This window comes from Oceanobacillus picturae, assembly GCF_000612865.1.
Lineage (GTDB): Bacteria > Bacillota > Bacilli > Bacillales > Amphibacillaceae > Oceanobacillus_B > Oceanobacillus_B jordanicus.
Genome location: NZ_CCAX010000001.1, coordinates 2,154,399 through 2,177,112, shown reverse-complemented (window position 1 = coordinate 2,177,112; position 22,714 = coordinate 2,154,399). Strand labels below are relative to the sequence as shown.

General features: G+C 40.5%; 17 protein-coding genes. 14 read left to right on the top strand and 3 right to left on the bottom strand.

Annotated elements, in window-relative coordinates:
* Positions 1-162 precede the first annotated feature (162 nt).
* The 5 genes from BN988_RS10895 to BN988_RS10875 all read left to right on the top strand — a co-directional run bounded on the left by BN988_RS10895 (position 163) and on the right by BN988_RS10875 (position 7,552).
* A complete protein-coding gene (locus BN988_RS10895) occupies positions 163-3,495 on the top strand; it encodes a GH36-type glycosyl hydrolase domain-containing protein (RefSeq protein ID WP_036576147.1) in 3,333 nt (1,110 codons plus the stop codon).
* 341 nt (positions 3,496-3,836) lie between these two features.
* Positions 3,837-4,586: a sugar phosphate isomerase/epimerase family protein gene (locus tag BN988_RS10890; RefSeq protein ID WP_036576144.1), complete on the top strand. Its 750-nt coding sequence runs from the start codon at positions 3,837-3,839 to the stop codon at positions 4,584-4,586.
* 55 nt (positions 4,587-4,641) lie between these two features.
* On the top strand, positions 4,642-5,361 hold the full coding sequence (locus tag BN988_RS10885; protein WP_036576142.1) for a ThuA domain-containing protein: 720 nt from the start codon (positions 4,642-4,644) through the stop codon (positions 5,359-5,361).
* A gap of 15 nt (positions 5,362-5,376) precedes the next feature.
* Positions 5,377-6,399 (top strand): Gfo/Idh/MocA family protein, encoded by a 1,023-nt coding sequence (locus tag BN988_RS10880; protein WP_036576139.1) that lies wholly within the window; start codon positions 5,377-5,379, stop codon positions 6,397-6,399.
* 118 nt (positions 6,400-6,517) lie between these two features.
* Positions 6,518-7,552: a Gfo/Idh/MocA family protein gene (locus tag BN988_RS10875; RefSeq protein WP_036576136.1), complete on the top strand. Its 1,035-nt coding sequence runs from the start codon at positions 6,518-6,520 to the stop codon at positions 7,550-7,552.
* A gap of 68 nt (positions 7,553-7,620) precedes the next feature.
* Here the strand turns inward: BN988_RS10875 and BN988_RS10870 are convergent, their stop codons facing one another.
* Positions 7,621-8,025, bottom strand: coding sequence for a secondary thiamine-phosphate synthase enzyme YjbQ (locus tag BN988_RS10870; protein WP_036576133.1), 405 nt, complete (start codon positions 8,023-8,025; stop codon positions 7,621-7,623).
* A gap of 381 nt (positions 8,026-8,406) precedes the next feature.
* Here BN988_RS10870 and BN988_RS10865 point away from each other — a divergent pair, with 381 nt between their 5' ends.
* The 6 genes from BN988_RS10865 (at position 8,407) to BN988_RS10840 (ending at position 15,256) form a co-directional block, all read left to right on the top strand.
* Positions 8,407-9,354 carry an acetylxylan esterase gene (locus BN988_RS10865; protein WP_036576131.1) on the top strand — a complete coding sequence of 316 codons (948 nt, stop codon included), beginning with the start codon at positions 8,407-8,409 and terminating at the stop codon, positions 9,352-9,354.
* Positions 9,355-9,795: 441 nt separating this feature from the next.
* Positions 9,796-10,779, top strand: a complete 984-nt coding sequence (locus BN988_RS10860; RefSeq protein WP_036576128.1) for a LacI family DNA-binding transcriptional regulator — start codon at positions 9,796-9,798, stop codon at positions 10,777-10,779.
* Between the two features lie 13 nt (positions 10,780-10,792).
* Positions 10,793-11,539 carry an SDR family oxidoreductase gene (locus BN988_RS10855; protein WP_036576125.1) on the top strand — a complete coding sequence of 249 codons (747 nt, stop codon included), beginning with the start codon at positions 10,793-10,795 and terminating at the stop codon, positions 11,537-11,539.
* A gap of 151 nt (positions 11,540-11,690) precedes the next feature.
* A complete protein-coding gene (locus BN988_RS10850; protein ID WP_036576122.1) occupies positions 11,691-13,019 on the top strand; it encodes an ABC transporter substrate-binding protein in 1,329 nt (442 codons plus the stop codon).
* Between the two features lie 76 nt (positions 13,020-13,095).
* Positions 13,096-14,421, top strand: a complete 1,326-nt coding sequence (locus tag BN988_RS10845) for a carbohydrate ABC transporter permease (RefSeq protein ID WP_036576120.1) — start codon at positions 13,096-13,098, stop codon at positions 14,419-14,421.
* Between the two features lie 13 nt (positions 14,422-14,434).
* The gene (locus tag BN988_RS10840; RefSeq protein WP_036576117.1) at positions 14,435-15,256 is read left to right on the top strand and encodes a carbohydrate ABC transporter permease; all 822 of its coding nucleotides are present in this window, start codon (positions 14,435-14,437) and stop codon (positions 15,254-15,256) included.
* Between the two features lie 593 nt (positions 15,257-15,849).
* Here BN988_RS10840 and BN988_RS10835 read toward each other — a convergent pair.
* A complete protein-coding gene (locus BN988_RS10835) occupies positions 15,850-16,965 on the bottom strand; it encodes a response regulator transcription factor (RefSeq protein ID WP_036576115.1) in 1,116 nt (371 codons plus the stop codon).
* Between the two features lie 3 nt (positions 16,966-16,968).
* Positions 16,969-18,750, bottom strand: coding sequence for a cache domain-containing sensor histidine kinase (locus BN988_RS10830; RefSeq protein ID WP_036576112.1), 1,782 nt, complete (start codon positions 18,748-18,750; stop codon positions 16,969-16,971).
* 112 nt (positions 18,751-18,862) lie between these two features.
* Between BN988_RS10830 and BN988_RS10825 the strand changes: the two genes are divergently transcribed.
* The 3 genes from BN988_RS10825 to BN988_RS10815 all read left to right on the top strand — a co-directional run bounded on the left by BN988_RS10825 (position 18,863) and on the right by BN988_RS10815 (position 22,714).
* Positions 18,863-19,885, top strand: a complete 1,023-nt coding sequence (locus tag BN988_RS10825; RefSeq protein WP_051557829.1) for an ABC transporter substrate-binding protein — start codon at positions 18,863-18,865, stop codon at positions 19,883-19,885.
* A gap of 68 nt (positions 19,886-19,953) precedes the next feature.
* A complete protein-coding gene (locus BN988_RS10820; RefSeq protein ID WP_036576110.1) occupies positions 19,954-21,066 on the top strand; it encodes an ABC transporter ATP-binding protein in 1,113 nt (370 codons plus the stop codon).
* Positions 21,038-22,714, top strand: coding sequence for an ABC transporter permease (locus BN988_RS10815; RefSeq protein WP_036576108.1), 1,677 nt, complete (start codon positions 21,038-21,040; stop codon positions 22,712-22,714). Before BN988_RS10820 ends, BN988_RS10815 begins: the two co-directional genes overlap by 29 nt.

Here is a 22,714-nt window from a genome sequence, read left to right as displayed (position 1 = left end):
GAGACATCGCCTGAGAGAACTGAAACATCGGCCGCGAGCTCCAAAACATCGCCCGCGAGCTCCAAAACATCGGCCTTGAGCCAGAGTACATCGGCCGAGAACGCGGGCTCTACCAACGCGATTCCATATAGTGACTAGACATAAGAAAAAGGAGAATGCTTCATGAAGCTAACTAATACCTACATCCCTATGCAAAAAGGAGATTTACAGGTTACGTTCCTAAACAGCGGGGATATCTTCGAAGTAACGCACAACGAAACATTAATTAATCAGCTTATGGCGAACCCGATTGATGGCTCCCTAAATAACATTTACTTACGATTGCACACAACTAATGAAATACAAACATTTCCATTGCTTGGAGTGGCATCAACTAGCACATTTAGCCAGCTAGATAATGGCATGCAGTGGAAGGGAGAGGCTGCTGGGATCGACTACACCGTCACCTTCCAATTGGCAACAGAAAACATGTGGTTTTGGAATGTTGAGTTAGAAGGGGAAGGGAAAGAAGTGGACCTTGTCTACGGACAAGACTTAGGTCTTGCTGATAAGGGAGCAGTCCGCTCCAATGAGGCCTATATGTCCCAGTACATGGACCATAAAATATTTGAAAATCACGATGGTTATACGATTGCGACAAGACAAAACCAGCCGATGCAAAGTGGTTTTCCATATATTCAGCAGGGAGCACTTGGCAAAACAGTCGGGTATTCGACAGACGGCTTTCAATTTTTCGGGAAAAGCTATCGCAGAACAAATCAACCTGAGGTCTTGAACAAGGAGAGCTTGGCAAACGAAGTGTATCAATATGAATTTGCATATACAGCCCTTCAATCTGAAAAATTACAACTAAATGGTCAGCAACAATTTGTCTTTTACGGACTATTTCAAGAAAACCAGGAAGCTGCAGTAACTGAGGCGGTTGCAGAGAGCCTTGTACAGCAGGCGTGGGATAATCTTGAGGAAGCAGGACAAGGTACAGCACTTCCGGAAGTCAAAAAAGCAAACACAATTGGTGCACCACTGGCTGCCGAGGAACTGACAGAAGCAGAGATTGGGTCTTACTATCCAGAACGACGCCTTGAGGAAAAAACGGAAGCAGGGCTTCTTTCCTTTTTCACCCCAACGCATGAGCACGTCGTTTTGCAACAAAAGGAATTAGCGGTTGAGCGTCCACATGGCCATATTTTAATGAGTGGTCATAATGATGTGGTCAAAGATACGACGATCACCACTAACGTGTATATGTATGGGTTATTTAACTCGCAAGTTTCGATTGGGAATACGAATATGAATAAAATGCTGTCCAATGCTAGAAACCCACTAAATCGAATGAAGACATCTGGTCAACGAATTTATCTAGAGGTAGACGGGGAGTTCCGTTTGCTAACAATGCCTTCTTTATTCGAAATTGGCTTTAACTATGCCCGTTGGATTTACAAGCTACAGGATGATGTTGTGACGGTTACCACCTTTACGATGGTTGATACAGCAGATGTTCAACTTGATGTGACCTCAAAACAAGGGAAAGCATATCGCTTCCTTGTGACAAACCAGGCGACGATGCAAAACAACGAATTTGAAGTTCCATACGAGCTGGCTACTGACGGCAACACGCTAACCTTCGCAGCGAGTGAGGAAGCTGGTAGTAAAGAAACGTATCCAGACCTCACGTACACCATGCAGGTGATGGGAACCGAAATCGATGTAAAAGATGAGAGAGTACTCGCTGAAAATGTTGAACCTGGCAGTGCTTCCCTTGTTGTTCTAGAACTACAGCCAACATCCAAGTGGACGATGATCATATCTGGTGATCTTTATGGTGAAAAGCGCCGTCCTGCACCGTACCTTTTTACAGACGTCGTTAAAGATTATCGTTCCTATTACAAAGAAGTGATGCAAGGCTTCCATTTAGAACAGGAAAACAAGCGGGATGTAAGAGAAATAGAGAAGGTAAATACCCTTGCATGGTGGTATACCCATAATATGCTGGTACATTTCTCTGTTCCGCACGGCTTGGAGCAATACGGTGGTGCTGCTTGGGGAACAAGGGACGTCAGCCAAGGACCTGCCGAGTATTTCATGGCAACCCAGCGCTATGAAACGGTAAGAGATATCATTAAGACGATCTTTGCGCACCAATATGAGGATACGGGTAACTGGCCACAGTGGTTTATGTTTGATAAATATAACAAGATTCAGCAGGATGACAGCCATGGAGATATTATCGTGTGGCCGATGAAGGTCGTATGTGATTATATTGAGGCAACAGGCGATACAGCAATTTTAAAGGAAGAGATTCCGTATACAGATCGTAATACGTATGAATTCACCGAAGAAAAAGCAACACTACTTGATCATTTGAAGAAAGAAATGGATTACATCAACGCACATTTTCTTCATGATACGTATTTGTCAGCATATGATGATGGGGATTGGGACGACACGCTACAGCCTGCGAATCAGAACCTAAAAAAATATATGGCAAGCAGCTGGACTGTCGCGTTGACGTATGAAGCATTGCGCAAGATGACAAATGTGTTGAAAGATGTAGATGAAGAAACGGCAAACAAAACACAGGAATTGGTAGAAGGAATTAAGCGTGATTTCAATGACTTCCTAATGCAAACAGACATTATCCCAGGTTTTGTTTACATGGAAGAGCCAGGGGAAGTGGAAAGAATGCTGCACCCTACCGATAAAAAAACAGGGATTAATTATCGACTGCTTCCTATGCAACAAAGCATCATTAGTGAATTGTTTACATTACAACAGGCAGAATCACATTATGACATCATTAAAAAACATCTTTTCTTCCCAGATGGTGTTCGCTTAATGAACCGCCCGGCAAACTATAAAGGTGGTGTGAGCACACACTTTAAGCGGGCAGAGCAAGCGTCAAACTTTGGTCGGGAAATTGGCCTTCAGTATGTTCATGCACATATTCGGTATGTAGAAGCGATGGCGAAGCTTGGATATGGTGACGAAACATGGGATGGACTAGCAGTTATTAACCCGATCGCGATCCAAGATGTGGTGCCAAACGCTGAGCTGCGTCAGAGCAATGCTTACTTCAGTAGCTCAGATGGTGACTTTAAGACTCGTTATGAAGCACAAGAGCAATTTGGTAAATTACGAGACGGTTCTGTGAAGGTGAAAGGTGGCTGGCGCATTTACTCCAGCGGCCCGGGAATCTACATGAATCAACTAATTGCCAATACATTAGGCGTACGCCAATTTGCCGGCGATCTTATCGTTGATCCAGTACTGCCTGAACGTCTGGATGGTCTGCGCTTCACATATACGTGGAATGGCAAGCCTGTAACGTTTGTTTACCACTTAAATGCTGAGAAGCAGCAAGTGCTAATTAACGGTGCAATTAGTGAAGCAACCGAGCTTATTAACCCATACCGAGCGGGTGGAATTCGTATTCCGCGTGAACAGCTAGATCAAGCGCTTGAAGCGGATGACAATACAATCGAAGTATTTGTGTAAGAAGGGTCATACAAAGTGCGTTAACTTTATACAAGCCGTGATCTCAAAAAGAAAACCGGGCGATCCATACTGGTATCGTCCGGTTTTCTACATTACATTATTTAAAAAGGGAAGGTTTTAAGGGTATTATACTATTACCCAGGATGACCATCTGTTAAACTAAAATTATCCCGGTGCAAGCGTCCGTAAGACTCCCACTTCAAAACATGAAGAGAAACAGTAGTTTGAGTGGGAGTAAACGGACGCTAACACCCCGATTCGTTCAACTAACAATCAGTGGGGTAAAAACGAAACCCCCCCACTGATTGAAGTTTCACTTTATTAGAAAAGGAGAGGATCATATGGGGAAAATTGGATTACAGCTTTATACAGTAAGGGATTCTGCTGAAGCAAACTTTCAAAAATTACTTACAGATGTTGGGGAACTCGGTTATGAAGGCGTACAGTTTGCCGGTTTTTATGATGCATCAGCAGAAGATGTGAAAAAGACGCTCCATAAAGCAACGCTCAGACCAGCTGGGGCGCATGTGCCTATCGATCAACTACAAAATAACCTGCAAGAGGTTATGCGCTACCACGAAGCTATTGAGAATCAGTTAATCATTTGTCCATACCTGCCCGACTCCATGCGTGAAAATAAAGCGGGCTACTTACAAACAGCAGAATTATTTAATCAAATTGGGAAAGAGCTGAAAGGAGCAGGATTTCAATTTGGTTATCATAATCATGCTTTTGAGTTTGATAGAATAGAAGAAACAACTGGATTTGAACTATTATTTGAGAACACCGATCCAGAGTTGGTGAAAATGGAGCTAGATTGCTTTTGGGCAACCTATGCAGGACATGATCCGAACAAAATTATCCGTGATTATAAAACACGATGTATCTCCCTTCATTTAAAAGATATTAAAGTAGAAAATGGAGAAAAGATCTCTACTGAAATAGGCACAGGCACACTAGATATGAATAAATTAATTCAATCAGGGCTTGATCACAATGTGGAGTGGTTTATCGTAGAGCAAGAGCATTTCACAGGTGACCCATTAGATAGTGCAAAGAAAAATGTAGAAGCATTAAAGAAAATGATATAATCATAGTTAAGTATAAAGTAAGCGCTATATTTAGACAGAAGGAGAGTTTTTAAAAATGAAAGTAACGGTTTGGAATGAGAATCGCCATGAAAAAACAAATGAGAAAGTTTCCGAGATTTATCCAGAAGGAATCCATGGGCAATTAGCATCTTTTCTAGAAGAAGCAGGTTATGATACGAGAACAGCAACGCTTGACGAACCAGAGCATGGATTAACAGATGAGGTCTTAAATGAAAGCGATGTCTTAGTTTGGTGGGGACATATGGCCCATGAAGAGGTTACCGAAGAGGTCGCTGAAAAAGTGAAGCAACGTGTCCTTGATGGCATGGGGTTAGTTGTGCTCCATTCAGCTCACTTTTCCAAAGTATTTAAGAAGCTAATGGGTACTGGCTGTGACTTAAAATGGCGAGAAGCGGATGAAAAAGAAAGACTATGGGTTGCAGATCCGACCCACCCAATTACGGAAGGCATTGGGGAATACATTGAGTTAGAAAAAGAAGAAATGTATGGAGAGCATTTTGATATTCCAGCACCAGATGAATTAGTATTCATTAGCTGGTTTGAAGGTGGGGAAGTATTCCGTAGTGGAGCAACCTTTAAGCGTGGCCGTGGGAAGATTTTCTATTTCCGACCTGGACATGAAACATATCCCACTTACCATAACAAGGAAATTCAAAAAGTTATCATCAATGGCGTGAAATGGGCAGCCAATACGAATACACCGGAGCCTGTTCGTGGAAACCACCAGCCATTAGAGGAAATCACAAAGAAATAAAGGGGAGAAAATAACATGACAGCAGTTCGAGTAGCAGTAATCGGATGTGGAAGCATTGCAAAGCATCGCCATTTAATCGAGTATGATCTACAGCCAGGAGTCGAAATCACGGCAGTTTGCGATATCGTGGAGGAACGCGCAAAAGCAGCTGCAGAAAAGTACGGAGCAACCGCTTATACAGATTATGAAACGCTGTTAAAAGAAGAAGAAGTGGATGCTGTAAGTGTATGTCTACCTAACTATTTACATGCACCAGTATCCATAGCAGCACTGGAAGCAGGATGCCATGTGCTATGTGAAAAGCCAATGGCGACATCTCGTGAGGAAGCACAGCAAATGATTGATGCAGCAAACAAAAACGAGAAGAAGCTCATGATCGCGCATAATCAGCGTTTCGTACCTTCACATCAGAAGGCGAGAGAATTAATTGAGCAAGGTGAAATTGGAAAAATATACAGCTTCCGTACTGCGTTCGGCCATGGTGGACCTGAAGGATGGAGCGTAGACGGAAAAGACAGCTGGTTCTTTCAAAAGGAAAAAGCGTTTATCGGTGCAATGGGTGACCTAGGTGTTCACAAAGCGGACCTTATGCGCTACTTGCTTGGAGAAGAATTTACAGAAGTTGCGGGGTTTGTAGAAAGCTCGGCAAAAGAAGGTTCTGACGTGGACGATAATGCCGTTTGTATCTTAAAATCTGCAAGCGGGGTTGTTGGAACATTGGCAGCAAGCTGGGCATATTCCGCTAAAGAGGATAATTCGACGGTTATTTACGGAGAGAAGGCAACACTTCGATTGGAAGATGACCCGAACTTCTCCTTAGTTGCACAATATGTGAGCGGAGAAGTTGTGAAGTATGAGCTTGGTGGTATTCAAACAAATGATGCTGGTGGACAGACGACCTCGAAAGTAATCCATCACTTTATTACAAGTATTACGGAAAACACAACCCCACCAATTGATGGCGAAGATGGAAAGAAATCACTAGAAGTTATTTTGAATGCATTAGAATCAGCAGAAACAAAGCGAATTTGCGGATGATTTAAAAGCTCCAGCGCCTATATTAGGGGCTGGAGATGGACATCTCCATTCGTGTCTATGAACAGTTCTTAGCCATAATTTTGTGCTTGCTTATTTTTTAATAAAGGGGTTAACATACATGCTTAAAATGGGAATTATCGGAGTAGGCGGGATAGCGCAGGGCAGGCATATCCCCGCATATCTTCAAATGAAAGAGAAAGTCGAGATCACAGCAGTACAGGATGTGAATAAAGAAAGGGCAGATGAAGTGGCATCAAAGCTTGGCATCACACAAGTATTTGATAACTATACGGATCTGTTTGATGTGGTTGACGCAGTAACCATTTGCACACCAAATAAGTTTCATGCAGACATCGCAGTAGCTGCACTTGAAGCCGGAGTTCATGTGTTGTGTGAAAAACCGATGGCTATGACTGCAGAGGAATGCCAGCGCATGCTGGATGCTTCCAGAAAGTCAGGGAAAAAATTAGCCATAGCTTACCATTACCGGTTCACTGAACCAGCACAGGTGGCCAAAAAAGCAGTACGTAATCAAGAAGTAGGCGATCCGCTTGTAACCCGTGTGGAAGCAATGCGACGTCGTAAAGTTCCTGGCTGGGGCGTCTTCACAAACAAGGAATTACAAGGGGGCGGTAGTCTGATAGACTATGGCTGTCATATGCTTGACCTTGCCCTTTGGTTGCTTGATGGTCCAAAACCTGCTGAAGTTAGTGGCAGAACATATAACCGTCTTAGTAAAACACCTAATCAAATAAATGATTGGGGCGTATTTGATACCGAAACATTTGATGTGGATGACCATGTATCAGCCTATATTACATTCGAAGACGGAGCGTCATTGTTTTTAGAATGCTCATGGTCCGCAAATATCAAGGAAGACGCACGACACCTGAGCATTTCTGGCGTTGATGGTGGTCTGAATCTCTATCCATTGGAATTTTATCAGCCAAAACACGGAACCTTTATGACGACGACAACGAAAGCGGATCATAATGAAAATGAGGCGGGTATCGCGCAGGCCCATAACTTTGTCGATAGTTGTTTGGGGAATGCGGAGCTAGTCGTAAAACCAGAAGAGGCACTTGAAGTCTCTCGCATTATTGAAGCCATTTATAAAAGTAGTGAAACTGGGACATCTGTTCGTCTCTCATAATAAAGAAAGCATGGCTCCCTTGGGTGGCCATGCTTTTTCTAATACGTTATTAGGAAAACATAAAGTTTCTAATCAGCAGCTATTAATTTAACTTGGTATTTTCTTTCGCGTGGGCCATCAAATTCGCAAAAATAGACACCCTGCCATGTACCAAGTACCAATTTTCCTTCAGCTACGATCAGGGTTTGGGCATGACCGACTGTGCTTGTTTTTAAGTGGGCAGCTGTGTTTCCTTCTGCATGACGGTCCTTAGCATGATCCCAAGGATAAATTTCATCAAGGCGCATAAGCATATCCGTTTTTACATCAGGGTCCGCATTTTCATTGACGGTAATTCCCGCTGTGGTATGCAAAGAGGAAACGACGAGAATCCCTTCTTCGACACCTGTTTCATAGATCCATTCTTCTAGCTTGCTCGTAATGTCGAGCATATCTGCGTGACGTGTTGTCTTAATTGAAAACGTTTTTTGCAATTCGATTCTCCTCTCGCAACATCCTGCTTTTAGTATACTACCCTTTTGGTGCAGATGGAAATCTATGTTTTTTTAAATTGTTGAAAAAGATGCTTTTTTGTAGGTTCCATAGGCATAAAGTAAAGCCAATAAGATAGAATGAAGCTGATGAAATTTTGAAGTATACGAAGCCTTTGCTAAAAGACGAGTAAATGCTAGAAACTCTAACGACATTGGAGTAACGTATAGAAGCGCAATTAGAAAAAAAAGAGCTCTTACCAGTTTAATACAGACAAATAAGACAGTGATTCGTGGAAATATTGCAAACAGGATTCGCTATTTATTTCCCGGGTAATATTTTTTGGCTATCTGTCGAAACAAGGACGAAAGGAAGCGAGAAAAATGGAACATATTCAAAGAACCGTAGAACATTTAAAAACCTATATACCTACATCAACTAAACGTTCTGATCATAAGGCATTTTGGGATAAGTCCTTGCTAGAATCAAGTAGACAACCTTTATCAGCGACAATATCAGAAAGAGAATATCCAATTAAGCAAGTAAAAGTTCAGCGTGTTATTTATCAGGGTTTCGGCGGCACACCGATTCACGCCCACTACCTATTGCCAAGGAATGCGGAGGAGAAGTTGCCTTGTTTGCTATTTTTTCACGGTTACGGAGGAAATAAAGGATCTGTTGCACAGTATATGCAATGGCTAATCCAAGGGTACGCAGTGCTGGCAGTGGATAGCCGTGGTCATGGAGAAAGTGGCGATGCCGCGCTTTATTCTTCAGAGGTAACTGGTAGCTGGGTGACAAAAGGGATACTAGATAAAAATGAATATTATTACCGGAATGTATATATGGATGCTGTCAGAGCAATCGACTTTCTCTGTACGAGGAAAGAGATAGATGCTGAACGCATTGGTGTAATTGGCGGCAGTATGGGGGGAGGAATCACGCTTGCGGTTGCTGCATTGGATGATCGTCCTAAGCTTGCTGTGGCGGATATGCCAAACATGTGTGATATCCCGCTGGCAATGGAGCAGAAATTTGAAGGTTCTTTAACAATAGTCGAAAACTTCTTGCGGCAGAATCCGCAACTTACAGAGCAGGTTTATGAAACCCTGTCGTATTTTGACCATGTCAACCTAGCAGAGCAAATAACTTGCCGAACACGATTCGCGGTTGGCCTACGTGATATTATTTGCCCACCTCAGCCGAGCTATGGTGTATATAATTTGATACATGCTCCCAAAAGCATGGAAGTCTATCCTTTCTCTGGCCATGATATGAGTATGAATAGCCACACGGATAAAACATTGGAGTTTATTGCAGCTTATTTGTAGAGGGGGTGCCTTTCGGCTGATAGGTTGAGAGTATCGCCTGAGTGTGAGAGAGTATCGCCCAAGAGACTGAGAGTATCAGCCGAGAGCGAGAGGACATCGCCCGAGAGCGGGAGAATATCACCCTAGAGCGAGAGCACATCGCCCTAGAGCGAGAGGACATCGGCCGAGAGCGTGGAGGCATCGTCCGAAATCGAGAGAACATCGCCCTAAAGCGAGAGGACATCACCCGAGAGCGAGGAGACATCGGCCGAGAGCGGGAGCACATCGCCCTAGAGCGAGAGGACATCGTCCGAGAGCGAGAGAATATCACCCAAGAACCAACCTGATCCCATCCATCCACCAAGAAAAAATTTCCATTCTACTCCTATTCACCTATTGACACAATTTGGGTTTCAATTTACGATTAATGAAAACGTTTACAAAAAGAAATGGGTGAGGGATATGGTGACGATTCATGATGTGGCGAAGTTAGCTGGGGTCTCGGTTGCGACGGTATCCAGGGTGGTGAATGAGAATAAGCGTGTAGCGGAGAAAACAAGGACGCGGGTAGAATGGGCGATTAGCGAGTTGAACTATGCACCTAGTGTGTTAGGCAGAAACCTAAGAACCTCAAAAAGCAATCTGTTGCTTGTGCTTCTACCAAGTATTTCCAACCCTTTTTACACAGAAATTATTAATGGGATCGAGGATACGGCAATTGCTAGAGGCTATAATATCTTGCTCTGCGAGACGGATTCCAATCCTAAGCGGGAAGCCATTTATTTCAACCTTCTTCGCAACAGGCTAGCAGAAGGAATTATATCCATGGATCCCTCTGTAAATAAAAATAAACTGCTGGAACTTGCAGAGAGCTACCCAGTCGTCCAGTGCAGTGAATATGATACAGAGAGCCCTATTCCGTATGTGACAATTGATAATGAACAAGCAGCATATGATGCTGTTACGCATCTCATCGAGTCAGGACACCGAAAAATCGCACTGATTAATTCTGATGAACGATTTTTGTATGCCAGACAGCGACAGAATGGCTATGAAAAGGCAATGGAGGAACACGGATTACCATTTCATGACGAGTGGGTTTACAACGCTGAATATCTCCAATTTGAAGCTGGTCAAAAGGCCATCAGGACACTCCTGGAGCTCAACGATCGCCCTTCTGCCGTGTTTGCAGTGTCAGATGTCTATGCGATTGGGGCATTAAAGGAGATTCATAGACTGGGGAAGAAAGTACCAGAGGATATTGCCATTATTGGCTTTGATAAAATTACGTTTTCGGATATGGCATTTCCTACATTGTCAACGATTGCTCAGCCAATGTATGAAATGGGTTGTATTTCAGCTGAGATGATTATGGATGAAATCAGTGGGATTCTTGTAAATAGTAGAGTACTAGAGCACAAGCTCATAAAACGAGATTCTACATAAGGGAGAGAATAATATGAAAAAAGGAACGGCATTGGTCACAGGGGTTAGCCATGAAAACGGAATCGGGGCAGCAGCATGCAAACGGTTGGCTGCAGCTGGGCATGATATTTTTTTTACGCATTGGCAAGCCTCTGAAAAATGGGAGACACAGTTTAAAGCAGAGATTACGGGATATGGCGTACGGTGTGAAGGAGCATCGATTGATTTGGCAAATTGTGATGCGGCAATAAAGGTTCTAAACGTAGCAGAGGAGGCGCTCGAATTTCCATGTATTTTAGTAAATAATGCAACATATTCCACACGAGATGGATACCAGCAGCTGGATGCCCAAACGTTGGATGCGCACTATGCCGTAAATATTCGTTCGGTATCTTTGTTATGTGTCGAATTTGCTCGCAGATTTGAAAAAAAGCAAATCCAAGCTGGGAGAATTATTAATATGACCTCAGGCCAGGCGCAAGGTCCCATGCTGGAAGAGCTGGCATATGTAGCAACAAAAGGAGCCATCTCTGCGTTCACCCTTTCTTTGTCAGCAGAGATCGGAAATCTTGGCATTACAGTGAATGCTGTTAATCCTGGTCCGACAGATTCGGGCTGGATGTCAGAGGAGCTAAAAGAGGAGTTGGCACCAAAATTTGCGACAAAGCGAATTGGCCTGCCGGATGATGCTGCCAGATTAATTGCCTTTCTTGCGAGCGAAGAAGCAGCATGGATTACAGGCCAGGTGATCAATTCAGAAGGAGGCTTCTTCCGTAACTAAATCTTCCTTTAGTTAAGATGGTAAATGGCAAAATAATTCACCAATAATTCGAAAAACAGGTTGACAGATTGGGTTGCAGTGTATATTATAAAGTCAAATGTAAACGTTTTCACACGTAGGAAATGTTTACTATACCAAGGGGGTTAAAAGCATGAAGTACAAACGTTATGTTATTTGGTCATTATTGGTTATCTCGTTGGCGGTATTTTTAGCAGCATGTAATAGCGAAGGGGAAGAAACATCAAGCACGGATGGAGAGGAAAACACAGATTCTGGTGAAAACGCTGAGGAAGCAACAGAAGATGAACAGGTTACAATCGTGTATGCACGTGGGGTGGATACGACACCAGCTACAGATGCTGTCATTAAAGCATTTGAAGAGGCACATCCTAATATTAAAGTGGAACAACGGGAGATGCCAGCAGACACGGGTCAGTCTCATGACCAATATGTAACTACATTCAGTTCGCAAAGTACGGAAATTGATGTTTTCAATGCGGATGTAATCTGGCCAGCAGAATTTGCCCAAGCGAATTATGCACTAGAGCTAGATCGTTTCATTGAAAAGGATGGCATAGATCTAGAGTCTTATTTCCCAGGTACCGTTGCCGCAGGGAAATTTAATGGAAGACAATGGGCGATGCCGCAATATACAGATGCCGGAGTGTTTTACTATCGTACGGATATTGTAGAAGAACCACCTGAAACATGGGATGAACTAATTAGCCAGGCAAAAGAACTTCAAGGACAAGAAGGAACAGAGTTTGGTTATCTTATGCAATCTGCTCAATATGAAGGATTAATTACAAATGCGATTGAATATATAGCCTCTTATGGTGGGCAGGTCGTGGATGAGAATAACGAGGTCGTAGTGGATAGTCCTGAGACAGTAAAAGCAATTGAAAAGATGCAGGAAGTTGTAGGATCAGATTTTGTTCCTGATAACATTCTGAATTTCATGGAAACGGAAACAGAAAATGCTTGGATCGAAGGAAAAGCGGTATTTGCTAGAAACTGGCCGTATATGATGGCTTCATCCAATGACGAAGAACGTTCCGCAATTGTAGATAATGTGGAAATGGCAATGCTTCCAGCCGGTGATGAGGGAAGTGCAGCAGCACTTGGTGGTTGGATGACGATGATTAACCGTTACTCCGAACATCCTGAAGCAGCGTGGGAGTTTGTGAAATTTATTTCTGGTCCAGAAGGGCAAAAAATCTCCGCTGTTGAAGGTGGTCGTGCCCCGACAATTGTTGAATTGTACGATGACCCAGAAGTTCAGGATGTTAGCTCTTTATTTGCTAACCCGGAATTTAGAGAAGTATTGCAGTCAGCAGTACCGCGTCCTGTAACACCAATCTATCCGGAGATTTCTGACATTATGCAAATTGAATTATCAAAGGCTTTAACAGGTGAACAGTCTGCAGCAGATGCAGCTGCAAACATGCAGGAGAAAATGGAAGCAGCCATGGTGGAATAACTTGAATAAAGCAAGATGAGGAGCAAGTTGCTCATCTTGCTTTTCTATTAAGCAAACATGAGCAAGGAGGATCAGGATGAAAAAAAACAATCGGCGTGGCTTTCAACTAAATGAGAAACAGCTCGGTTATGCCATGGTGCTTCCATCACTTCTATTAGTTATTGCAGTCGTACTGTGGCCGGTTGCACAATCCTTTTATAATAGCTTGTTTGATTACAGGCTAAACGACCCGACAAGATCGCAATTGATGTTAGGATCCACAATTGATTTAGAACGCTATGTCGATAATCATTTTTATATTGAGGGCCAGCTGGAAACGTTGGGCAGTGAGAATGAAGACTTAGCTGCCACAGCGACAGCTATCCAAGAAGATATTGAAGGGTTTCATGCGGAATTGATTCAGGATGAAGAAATGAAGCAAAAGGTTGAAAAAATCGATGAAATGCTGGCAAGCTTTACCCCTGTGAGAGACAATGAGCTCAAATATGCCGATTTGGATAATGATTTTGCATCGGAATACAGGGATACTTTAACCAATGCACAGAAAGAGTTAATGACTGCCGCAGAGCAGGCGCCGAATGAAGAAGTAGCGTCAACGATCACCCAGACTGCTGATTTACTAGGTGCTACATCCGAAAATATTTTAGAATCTAACTTTATTGGTTTAGCAAATTACGCTAAATACTTGAAAGACTCGAGAATGTGGGGAGCTTTAGGTAATACGGCCTTTTTTACTGTCGTAACCGTAGCGCTTGAGCTTGTCATCGGACTTGCAGTGGCACTGTTAATCAACCGAGCCTTTAAAGGGAGAGGACTTGTCCGAGCATCTGTGTTAATCCCTTGGGCGATACCGACAGCAGTAGCGGCCATGATGTGGGGCTTTTTATATGATGGTCAATCCGGGATTGTGGCTCACTACATGGAGGTATTTAACCTTATTCCAGGTGCATCTTGGTTGTTATCGACTGCAGATGGAGGAATGTTCTCTATCATCCTAGCAGATGTTTGGAAAACAACGCCGTATATGGCTTTACTGCTCCTAGCAGGTCTACAAACCATACCAGCACCACTCTATGAAGCCTCAAATGTGGATGGAGCGAATAAATGGCAGCAATTTTGGAGCATCACCCTACCACTCTTGAAATCTTCTATTCTTGTAGCGCTATTGTTCAGAAGTCTGGATGCCTTCCGGGTATTTGACTTAATTTATGTGCTAACAGGTGGTGGACCGGCGAATGCGACCGAGTCTATATCGGTTTATGCCTATAAAACACTCTTCGCGCAACAGAATTTTGGAGAAGGTTCGGTTCTTTCCGTTATCGTTTTCTTGTGTGTAGCGCTCATTAGTTTTATCTTTGTTAAATTAATCGGATCCGATCTATTTGCAGGTCGTACAAAATGAGGAGGGGAAACAGATGAATAAAAAAGCAGGAATTGGATTTTATATCTTTTTGACAGCCTTTGTCTTTCTCGTCATGTTTCCGTTTATCTGGGTCTTTTTAACCTCCGTTAAACCTGTGGGGGAGATCTTTTCATCCTTCTCATGGTTTACTACATCGCCGACCTTGGATTCCTATGATGCAGCTTTGACAAACCGCCCATTACTAAGGTATATGCTAAATAGCTTTGTCGTATCTGGACTAACAACGATTGTATCACTAGCTTTTGCAGCTTTTACAGCATACGCTGTGACAAGGCTGCCGATTAAGGGGAAAGGTCTCATACTTGGAATAGTGCTTGCAGCATCCATGTTCCCCCAAATCGCGATTATCTCCCCAATCTTTAATTTAGTAACAGATTTGGGGCTGCGAAACAGTTACCTAGGATTGGTAATTCCTTATATTACAATTAGTCTTCCATTAGCAATCTGGATTCTGGCAACCTTCTTTAAAAAGATTCCATTCGAGTTAGAGGAATCTGCCAAATTGGATGGAGCAAGTCCCTTCCAAACATTTCGGAAAATTATCTTTCCTTTGGCAGCGCCAGGAGTCTTCACGACAGGAATCCTCGTGTTTATCGCAGCATGGAATGAGTATCTCTTCTCTTTGACGATTAACAGTGATGATGCATGGCGTACCGTCCCAGTAGGGATTTCCATGTACCAGAGTCAATACTCTGTACCGTGGGGCGATATTTCCGCAGCAACGGTAATTGTGACGATTCCAATTGTAATACTGGTACTGTTCTTCCAAAGAAGAATTGTGTCTGGATTAACTTCTGGGTCGATGAAGGAGTAGGTATAATGACTTGAAAGCACAGGGTAGAATGATGCTCTGTGCTTTATTATATATGGAATTAAAGAAACCATTTAGATCTAGTTGCTAGAATACAGAAAGTATTCAGGGGAATGAAGAAAAAGTTATACGAGGTACGAACATGTCTGGTGTCTAGTAGGAGTTAGAGCTCTGCTTTGACCTAGCGGCATGTGAAAGCAATAGGCTGTAGAGATTGTCTAGAAAACACATTAATCTCATTGTCGGTTTTTGACTAAGAATATACTAGTTGAAAATGGGGCCCCTAATCGGAGATGGTGATGCGTCCCCATTACAAGTAGTATAACTATAACGGGACAAGTGAAGGCTCACATTAGAGAGCTTAGGGTTTTTAGTAGAAACACTAATTCTAATTTTTTGTGTAATTATTATAGCGAATAACTTTTGTAACAATTTAGATTTACTTCCATTATTGTCGATTGTATGCTGGCACAGTTTTATATTAGGCAGTGTCTTCGCGCGAGAGCGAGAATCTATGAATTTACTATCCGCTTGATCCTTCCTATGAGTTTTTTATACCATAAAATACCAGTTTGGATCTGCACTGCATTGTTTCACTAACTATTTTTTTCTCTGAACTCCATTGGGGTATAGGAGGTCTTCTTTTTGAATAATTGACTAAAGTATCTGGATTCTTCATACCCGACTTCTTTAGCAATTTCATACGTTTTTAAATTGGTTGCACGTAGCATTTGCTTAGCAGCGTTTATTCTCTTTAGTGTGATATAATCTACGAAGTTCATACCAGTATGTTGTTTAAATAATTTGCTAAAGTAACTATTGCTCATATATAACTGATTAGCCATTTCAACTTGGCTAATTGAACTGTTGAAATGATTATTAATATATCTTATAGCGTCCTCTATACCACGTGTATACTTCTCATCTTTATATTTAAAAATGGTTAGTGTCTCATTTTTATAGTAAGTGAAAGTTGCTACGCTCGATTGTTTGTATATTTTTAATAAATCAGCTAAATCATTTGTTAACAAACTAATAAATATTTTCGTTTCTTCTTGTTTTACATTGATAATTAGTTCATTAATTATTCGTTCAAAGTGACTTTCATTTTCAATATGATGAAAAAGGTAAATGTGTTTGTGAACTGTCTGATCTAGTAGAACACATCTTTCTGAAGGTATGCTTTCTACAAGATGGGTTTCATTTTTAATCATGATTATACAAAAGTTAGGCTTGAGTCTATCGTGGGATTTTAGTTTTTGAATTTTATCTTGTGTCGGATCTTCAATTACACTTTTGGCTAAATAGGAAAGAAGATGTAAATCTTCAATTAGTTCTTCTCTTAATACTTGAGCAACATGTAACATGGTCCTCTTTAGCTCATCTACATTTGTGGGTTTTAATAAAATATCATCTGCTCCCAATCGCAGAGCTTTTTGTGCATATTCAAATTCATTATGGCCAGTTAGAATAACAATTTTTAGCGCTCGATACCTATCTTTACATGAAGCAATTAAATCTAAACCATTGATTCCTGGCATTCTAATATCTGTTAAAAGGATATCCAGCTTATGTTGCTCCAATATTTGCAACGCTTCATTGCCATTTTTTGCAGTTGTAGTAACAGCTATCCCCCACTCTTCCCAAGGAATAGTTTTTTCCAATCCTTCCCTTATTACCCATTCATCATCAACGATTAATAGCTTTAACATATTCTAACCTTCCTTATAAGGAATTATCATCATGATTTCGGTACCTTCATTTACTATAGAAGAAAGCTTCCATTCATATTCGTCTCCATAGCATAAGAATAAACGTTTTCGTACATTCTCTATGCCAATTCCTAATTCGTCCAGAGATAAAGCCTCTTCCATTTTTTGATTAACGATCTCAAGAGTATGTTTATCCATTCCTACTCCATCATCTATAACAAAAATCTTAATATATTCTTGGAAACTGGTAATAGATATCTCAATATTCCCTTTGGTTAGTTTATTTTCCAGCCCATGAATAATTGCATTCTCGACTATTGGCTGTAAAAGAAGGGAGGGAATTAATCCGTTTTGAATAGATTTATCAACATGCAAATGGACATCAAATTTATCTCTATATCTGAATTCCTGTATCGTCAAATAATTTTCCAGTTGCTTAATATCTTGTTCAATTGTAACAAAATCATCTCCCTTTTTTACCGAATATTTCATAATTTCGCTTAAGGAGACAACGATTCTGCTGATATCATGAACACCCTTCAGGCATGCCAACCAGTTGACGGTTTCTAAAGTATTATATAAAAAATGTGGGTTTATTTGTGCGCGTAATGCCTTTAGTTCCGAATCCTTTAAACGCACCTGTTTCTCATAGCTTTCCTGGATAAGGGTCTTCAGCCTTTTTAACATACGATTAAATCTTTTGCCGAATATTCCTATATCATCATTATATTTGCTGGCAAATCTTACATCAAGATTCCCTTTTTCAACTTCTCCCATAAGAGACATTAGCTTATATAAGGGCATCGTGATGGTCTTAGAAAGGTAATAGGCGAGCCAGCCTGATAAGATGATTCCTAGTAATGCGAAATTCCATGTTAAGTTTCTGATTAAATTATTCTTACTCTGAATAACATCCAAAGGAGTAGTGCTAATTAGCTTGAAGTTTGTTTTATCTGAGGTGTGATAGGTGAGAACGTACGGTTCCTTATCTCTAGTAAACTTAAAGAAGCCATTCTCACCAATCATCACTCTTGAAATATAATCTGAGTTCAAGATAGTTCCAATATTACTTTTATCAGGTTGACTTGAAATAACATACCCTTGGTTGTCCAGCAGAAAATATTGCTTACTTTCAAGAGGGTTATTATCCTCATAAATACTAGTAAAAGCTGATTCGTAGATATCAATCATGATATATCCGAGATCTTGATCATTATCCGAATCCACAAGTAATCTTCCTGCTGTTAGTACGACATCTTGATTATCATATTCATCGGTTGTATATCTTGTATCCCACACCATCATTCCATTTGCCTCTTTTGCCTTTCTAAATACTCCCCAATTTTCACGTATGTTCGTATAATCTGCAGGTAAGTAATTATTGGAAAAGTAACGATCTCCATTTAAGCCAATAATGTAAATATTTACATCCCAGTCTTTTATTCCAGTAATTGTATCAAATACTTCGTTTATTGTTTCATAGTCAGCGTATTTTTCTTTTAAGTTTCTATTTGTATCTTCCTTTAATATACGTTGAGTTTGGTCGTTTTTGTAAAAGAATAAAGACATTTGTTCTATATCTTTGAGAAAATAAGTGAATTGGTTATTAACAGCTGTAATCCTTTCCAATTCGTTTGCACTTATTTCTTCTTGTAGCAGTCCAGATATATATTTATAGGTGAAGAAACCTAGAAGTAATAATGGAATAATTGATGTGAAAAGGATAACGATATTTAACTTTGCTCGTAAGTTTTTACTAAGAAATTTTTTTAATATGTGCTTCACCTTCAATCATGAAAAATTACATACTTTTTATGAAAAAAAATGCATTGTATGCGTTTTCATATATTGCTAATATCAGTAGTGTATCATAAAAAATTTATCAGGGGGCTTAATAGTGAAAAAGATTCTATTTATGATGAGTGTTGCATTATTACTTAGTTTTATAAGTGCATGCAGTTCAGGTGGGAGTGAAGCAGGGAGTGATGAAGATTCAAATTCGCTGACGGTTTATTCACCACACCAAAACGAAATTATTAATCCAATTATAAAAGAATTTCAGGATAGAACTGGGATTAAAGTTGATATGGTAACAGGTGGTACGGGAGAACTCCTAAATCGCGTTACAGCAGAAGAGGGAAATCCTGGAGGGGATGTTTTTTGGGGCGGTGGAGCCGAATCGCTAGAGGCATATGAAAGCAGTTTTGAACCTTATGTTACCGAAAGCGATGAGTCTATTTCGTCGGATTTTAAAAGCCCCTCTAATGTATGGACCGGATTCTCAGCATTGCCTATGGTAATTATGTATAACCAAGATATGGTAGCTGAAGGTGATGCACCTAAAAGATGGGAGGACTTGCTAGATGAACAATGGAAGGGAAAAATTGCATATGTTGACCCAAGTAAGTCAGGTTCAGCATACACACAATTAGTAACGATGTTGTTTGCCTATCAAGACGATGGTTCAGATGGCTGGGGATTTGTTAAAGATTTTGTAGCTAACCTAGATGGTGCAATCTTATCAAGTTCCAGTATGGTTCCTAAGGGTGTTGCAGATGGGGAGTTTCCTGTCGGCATTACGTTAGAAGAGGCTGCTTATCGATATATTGCAGGAGGAGCTGCAGTCGATGTGAATTACCCTGAAGAAGGTACATCAGCTGTACCGGACGGTATAGCATTAATTAAAGAGGCAAAAAACAATAAGAATGCGCAAGAATTTATTGATTTCCTAGTAAGTAAGGATGTTCAGGAAATGATTGTAGAAGATTTTAACCGCCGCTCTATTAGAGATGACGTGTCTCCTCCAGAAGGGTTAATCAGTTCAGAAGAAATAAAAATGCTAGATTATGACTTTGGCTGGTCTGCAGAGAACAAAGATGAGGTTATGGATGATTTTCACCAAATTATAATTGCACAATAATAAAAAATGAGTAATAACAAAAAAGGGATCTGATACACGGGTCCCTTTAAAAAGGAGGAAATAATAAAGTGGAGCATATAAAGATACATAATGTAAGTAAATTATTTGGAGACACCAAAGCAATAGATGATATTAATATTACCATTAATCAAGGGGAATTTTTCACCTTGTTGGGACCTAGTGGTTGTGGTAAAACCACTCTTCTCAGGACGTTGGCAGGGTTTTACCAACAAGAAGAGGGAGACATTTTTTTTGGTGATACTTTTATAAATGAGGTTCCCGCACATAAACGAAATATTGGAATGGTATTTCAAAACTACGCAATCTTCCCTCATATGACAGTTTTTGAAAATATTGCTTATGGCCTAAAAGCTAGAAAGGTAAAAAAAGATGAGATTGTTGTACGTGTAAATGAAGCACTAGAAATGGTGGAATTATCCCATCTAAAAGATCGGCAACCATCCCAGCTGAGTGGTGGACAGCAACAAAGGGTCTCTCTTGCCCGCGCAATTGTAATTCATCCAGGTTTGTTATTAATGGATGAGCCATTATCAAATTTGGATGCAAAACTCCGTGTCAAAATGCGAGAGGATATTAGAAGCTTACAAAAACGCTTAAACATTACAACTATTTATGTTACCCATGACCAAGAAGAGGCATTAGCTGTATCTGATCGGATAGCAGTCCTTAACAATGGGAAAATACAGCAAATTGGTAGACCCCATGAAATTTATTTAAGCCCAGTTAATAAATTTGTATCTAATTTTATTGGAAGTACAAACTTCCTTGAAGGAAAGGTTGAAGCAGGAAAAGAAGGTGAAAATGCAATGGTAACGGTAGAGGGAGTTAAGTTGGCTACTAAATTTGGAAGACCTTTTCAAGGTAAAGTGCTATACTCCATTCGTCCTGAACAAGTCAAAATTAGGGATGATAAAGAGACCTCCCCCACTTTATTGGAAGGAGAGATTGTGGATGCCACTTTCTTAGGTGAATCTGTTGTATATAAAATTATTTTTAACTCCGGTTATACCATCAGTGTCCATGAGCACTCTATAAGATTTGGTATGTTAAGGGAGGAAGGAAACAAAGTTAAAGTTGACTTAAATCCAAACGAAGCGGTTATTTTTGATGAAAGCGGGGAGGAAGTGATAAATGAGCATAAAAACATTAGGCATTCGTAACAGAAACCCTTTTCGCATTCAGTTAGGATTTTGGAATTATGTGGTTATTATTGCATTTATACTTATTGGTTTTTTCCTTATTTACCCCTTGTTCAACATATTTGTTAATAGTTTCTGGCAGGATGGGAAAATTTCATTGGAAAATTACCAAGAATTCTTTTCATATAAATATTACTATTCAGCTCTTTTGAACAGTTTTATTGTGTCCACTACGGCAACTTTCTTCGCGTGCTGTCTAGGGATACCGGTAGCTTATGCTATGGCGAGATTTAATATACCATTTAAGGGTTTATTTCATATATTAATTATTTTAACTCTGCTTTCTCCACCGTTTATTGGAGCGTACTCCTGGATTTTAATGTTAGGTAACAATGGTTTTATAAAGAACTTTTTTGCGGACTTAGGATTGGATATTCCTTCGATTTATGGTTTGCATGGAATGATATGGGTTTTTACCCTACAGTTTTATCCCCACATATATTTATATGTATCAGGTGCATTGAAAACAATCGATGTTTCGCTGGAAGAAGCTTCTGCCAGCTTAGGTGTATCTGGTTGGAAGAGAATTCGTAAGGTAACACTTCCTTTAATTTTCCCTACTGTTTCTACTGGTGCTTTAATGGTATTCATGGCTTCTTTTGCAGATTTTGGAACCCCAATGTTAATAGGTCAAGGAGAAAAGGTCTTACCTATCTTAGCTTATGAACAATTTATAAGTGAAATGGGATCAAATCCAGCCATGGCTAGCACACTTAGTATGATCTTATTAACCGTAACAACAATGGTTTTATTTTTGCAGAGGTATGTAGTTGCAAAAAAAACATATACGATGAGTGCATTACGGCCACCTAAAATCATTAAACTAAAACCAGCAAAGAGAGTAATGGCAACATTATTGGTAATGGCTGTTGTTACATTGTCCATTATTCCACAGGCTACCGTCATTACTACTTCTTTTCTTAAAACAAATGGGCCAGTATTTGTTGGCGGGTTTAGCTTGGAAAGCTACAGGCAAGTGTTGTATAAAGTCCCACAAGCAATTCAAAATACATTCACCTATGCGAGTCTAGCGATCGTGTTCATGGTTATAGCGGGGCTGTTACTATCCTATGTCGTCGTTAGAAGGCCATCAAAACTTACTTCTCTATTAGATGCGCTCATTATGATTCCATATGTAATACCAGGTACGGTACTAGGAATCAGCTTAATTATTGCATTCAATAAACCACCTATTGAACTTACTGGAACATGGATAATTTTAGTTGTAGCATATTGTATTCGAAAGTTACCCTATACCATGCGTTCGAGTACAGCAATATTGCATCAAATCGATAAGAGCGTAGAGGAAGCTTCTATTAGCTTAGGTGTACCGCCTATGAAAACCTTCTTTAAGACAACAGCTGTTTTGATGATACCTGGTGTATTGTCTGGGGCGATATTGAGTTGGGTAACGACTATTAATGAACTTAGTTCAACCATTGTCCTTTACTATGGTGCAACCGCCACCATTACGGTTTCGATCTACAGTGAAGTCTTTACAGCCAATTTTGGAACTGCAGCTGCTTTAGCATCTATTTTGTCATTAGCCACTATCATATCGCTGATCATCATTACACTTTTGACTGGGAAGAAGGATATTAATATATGA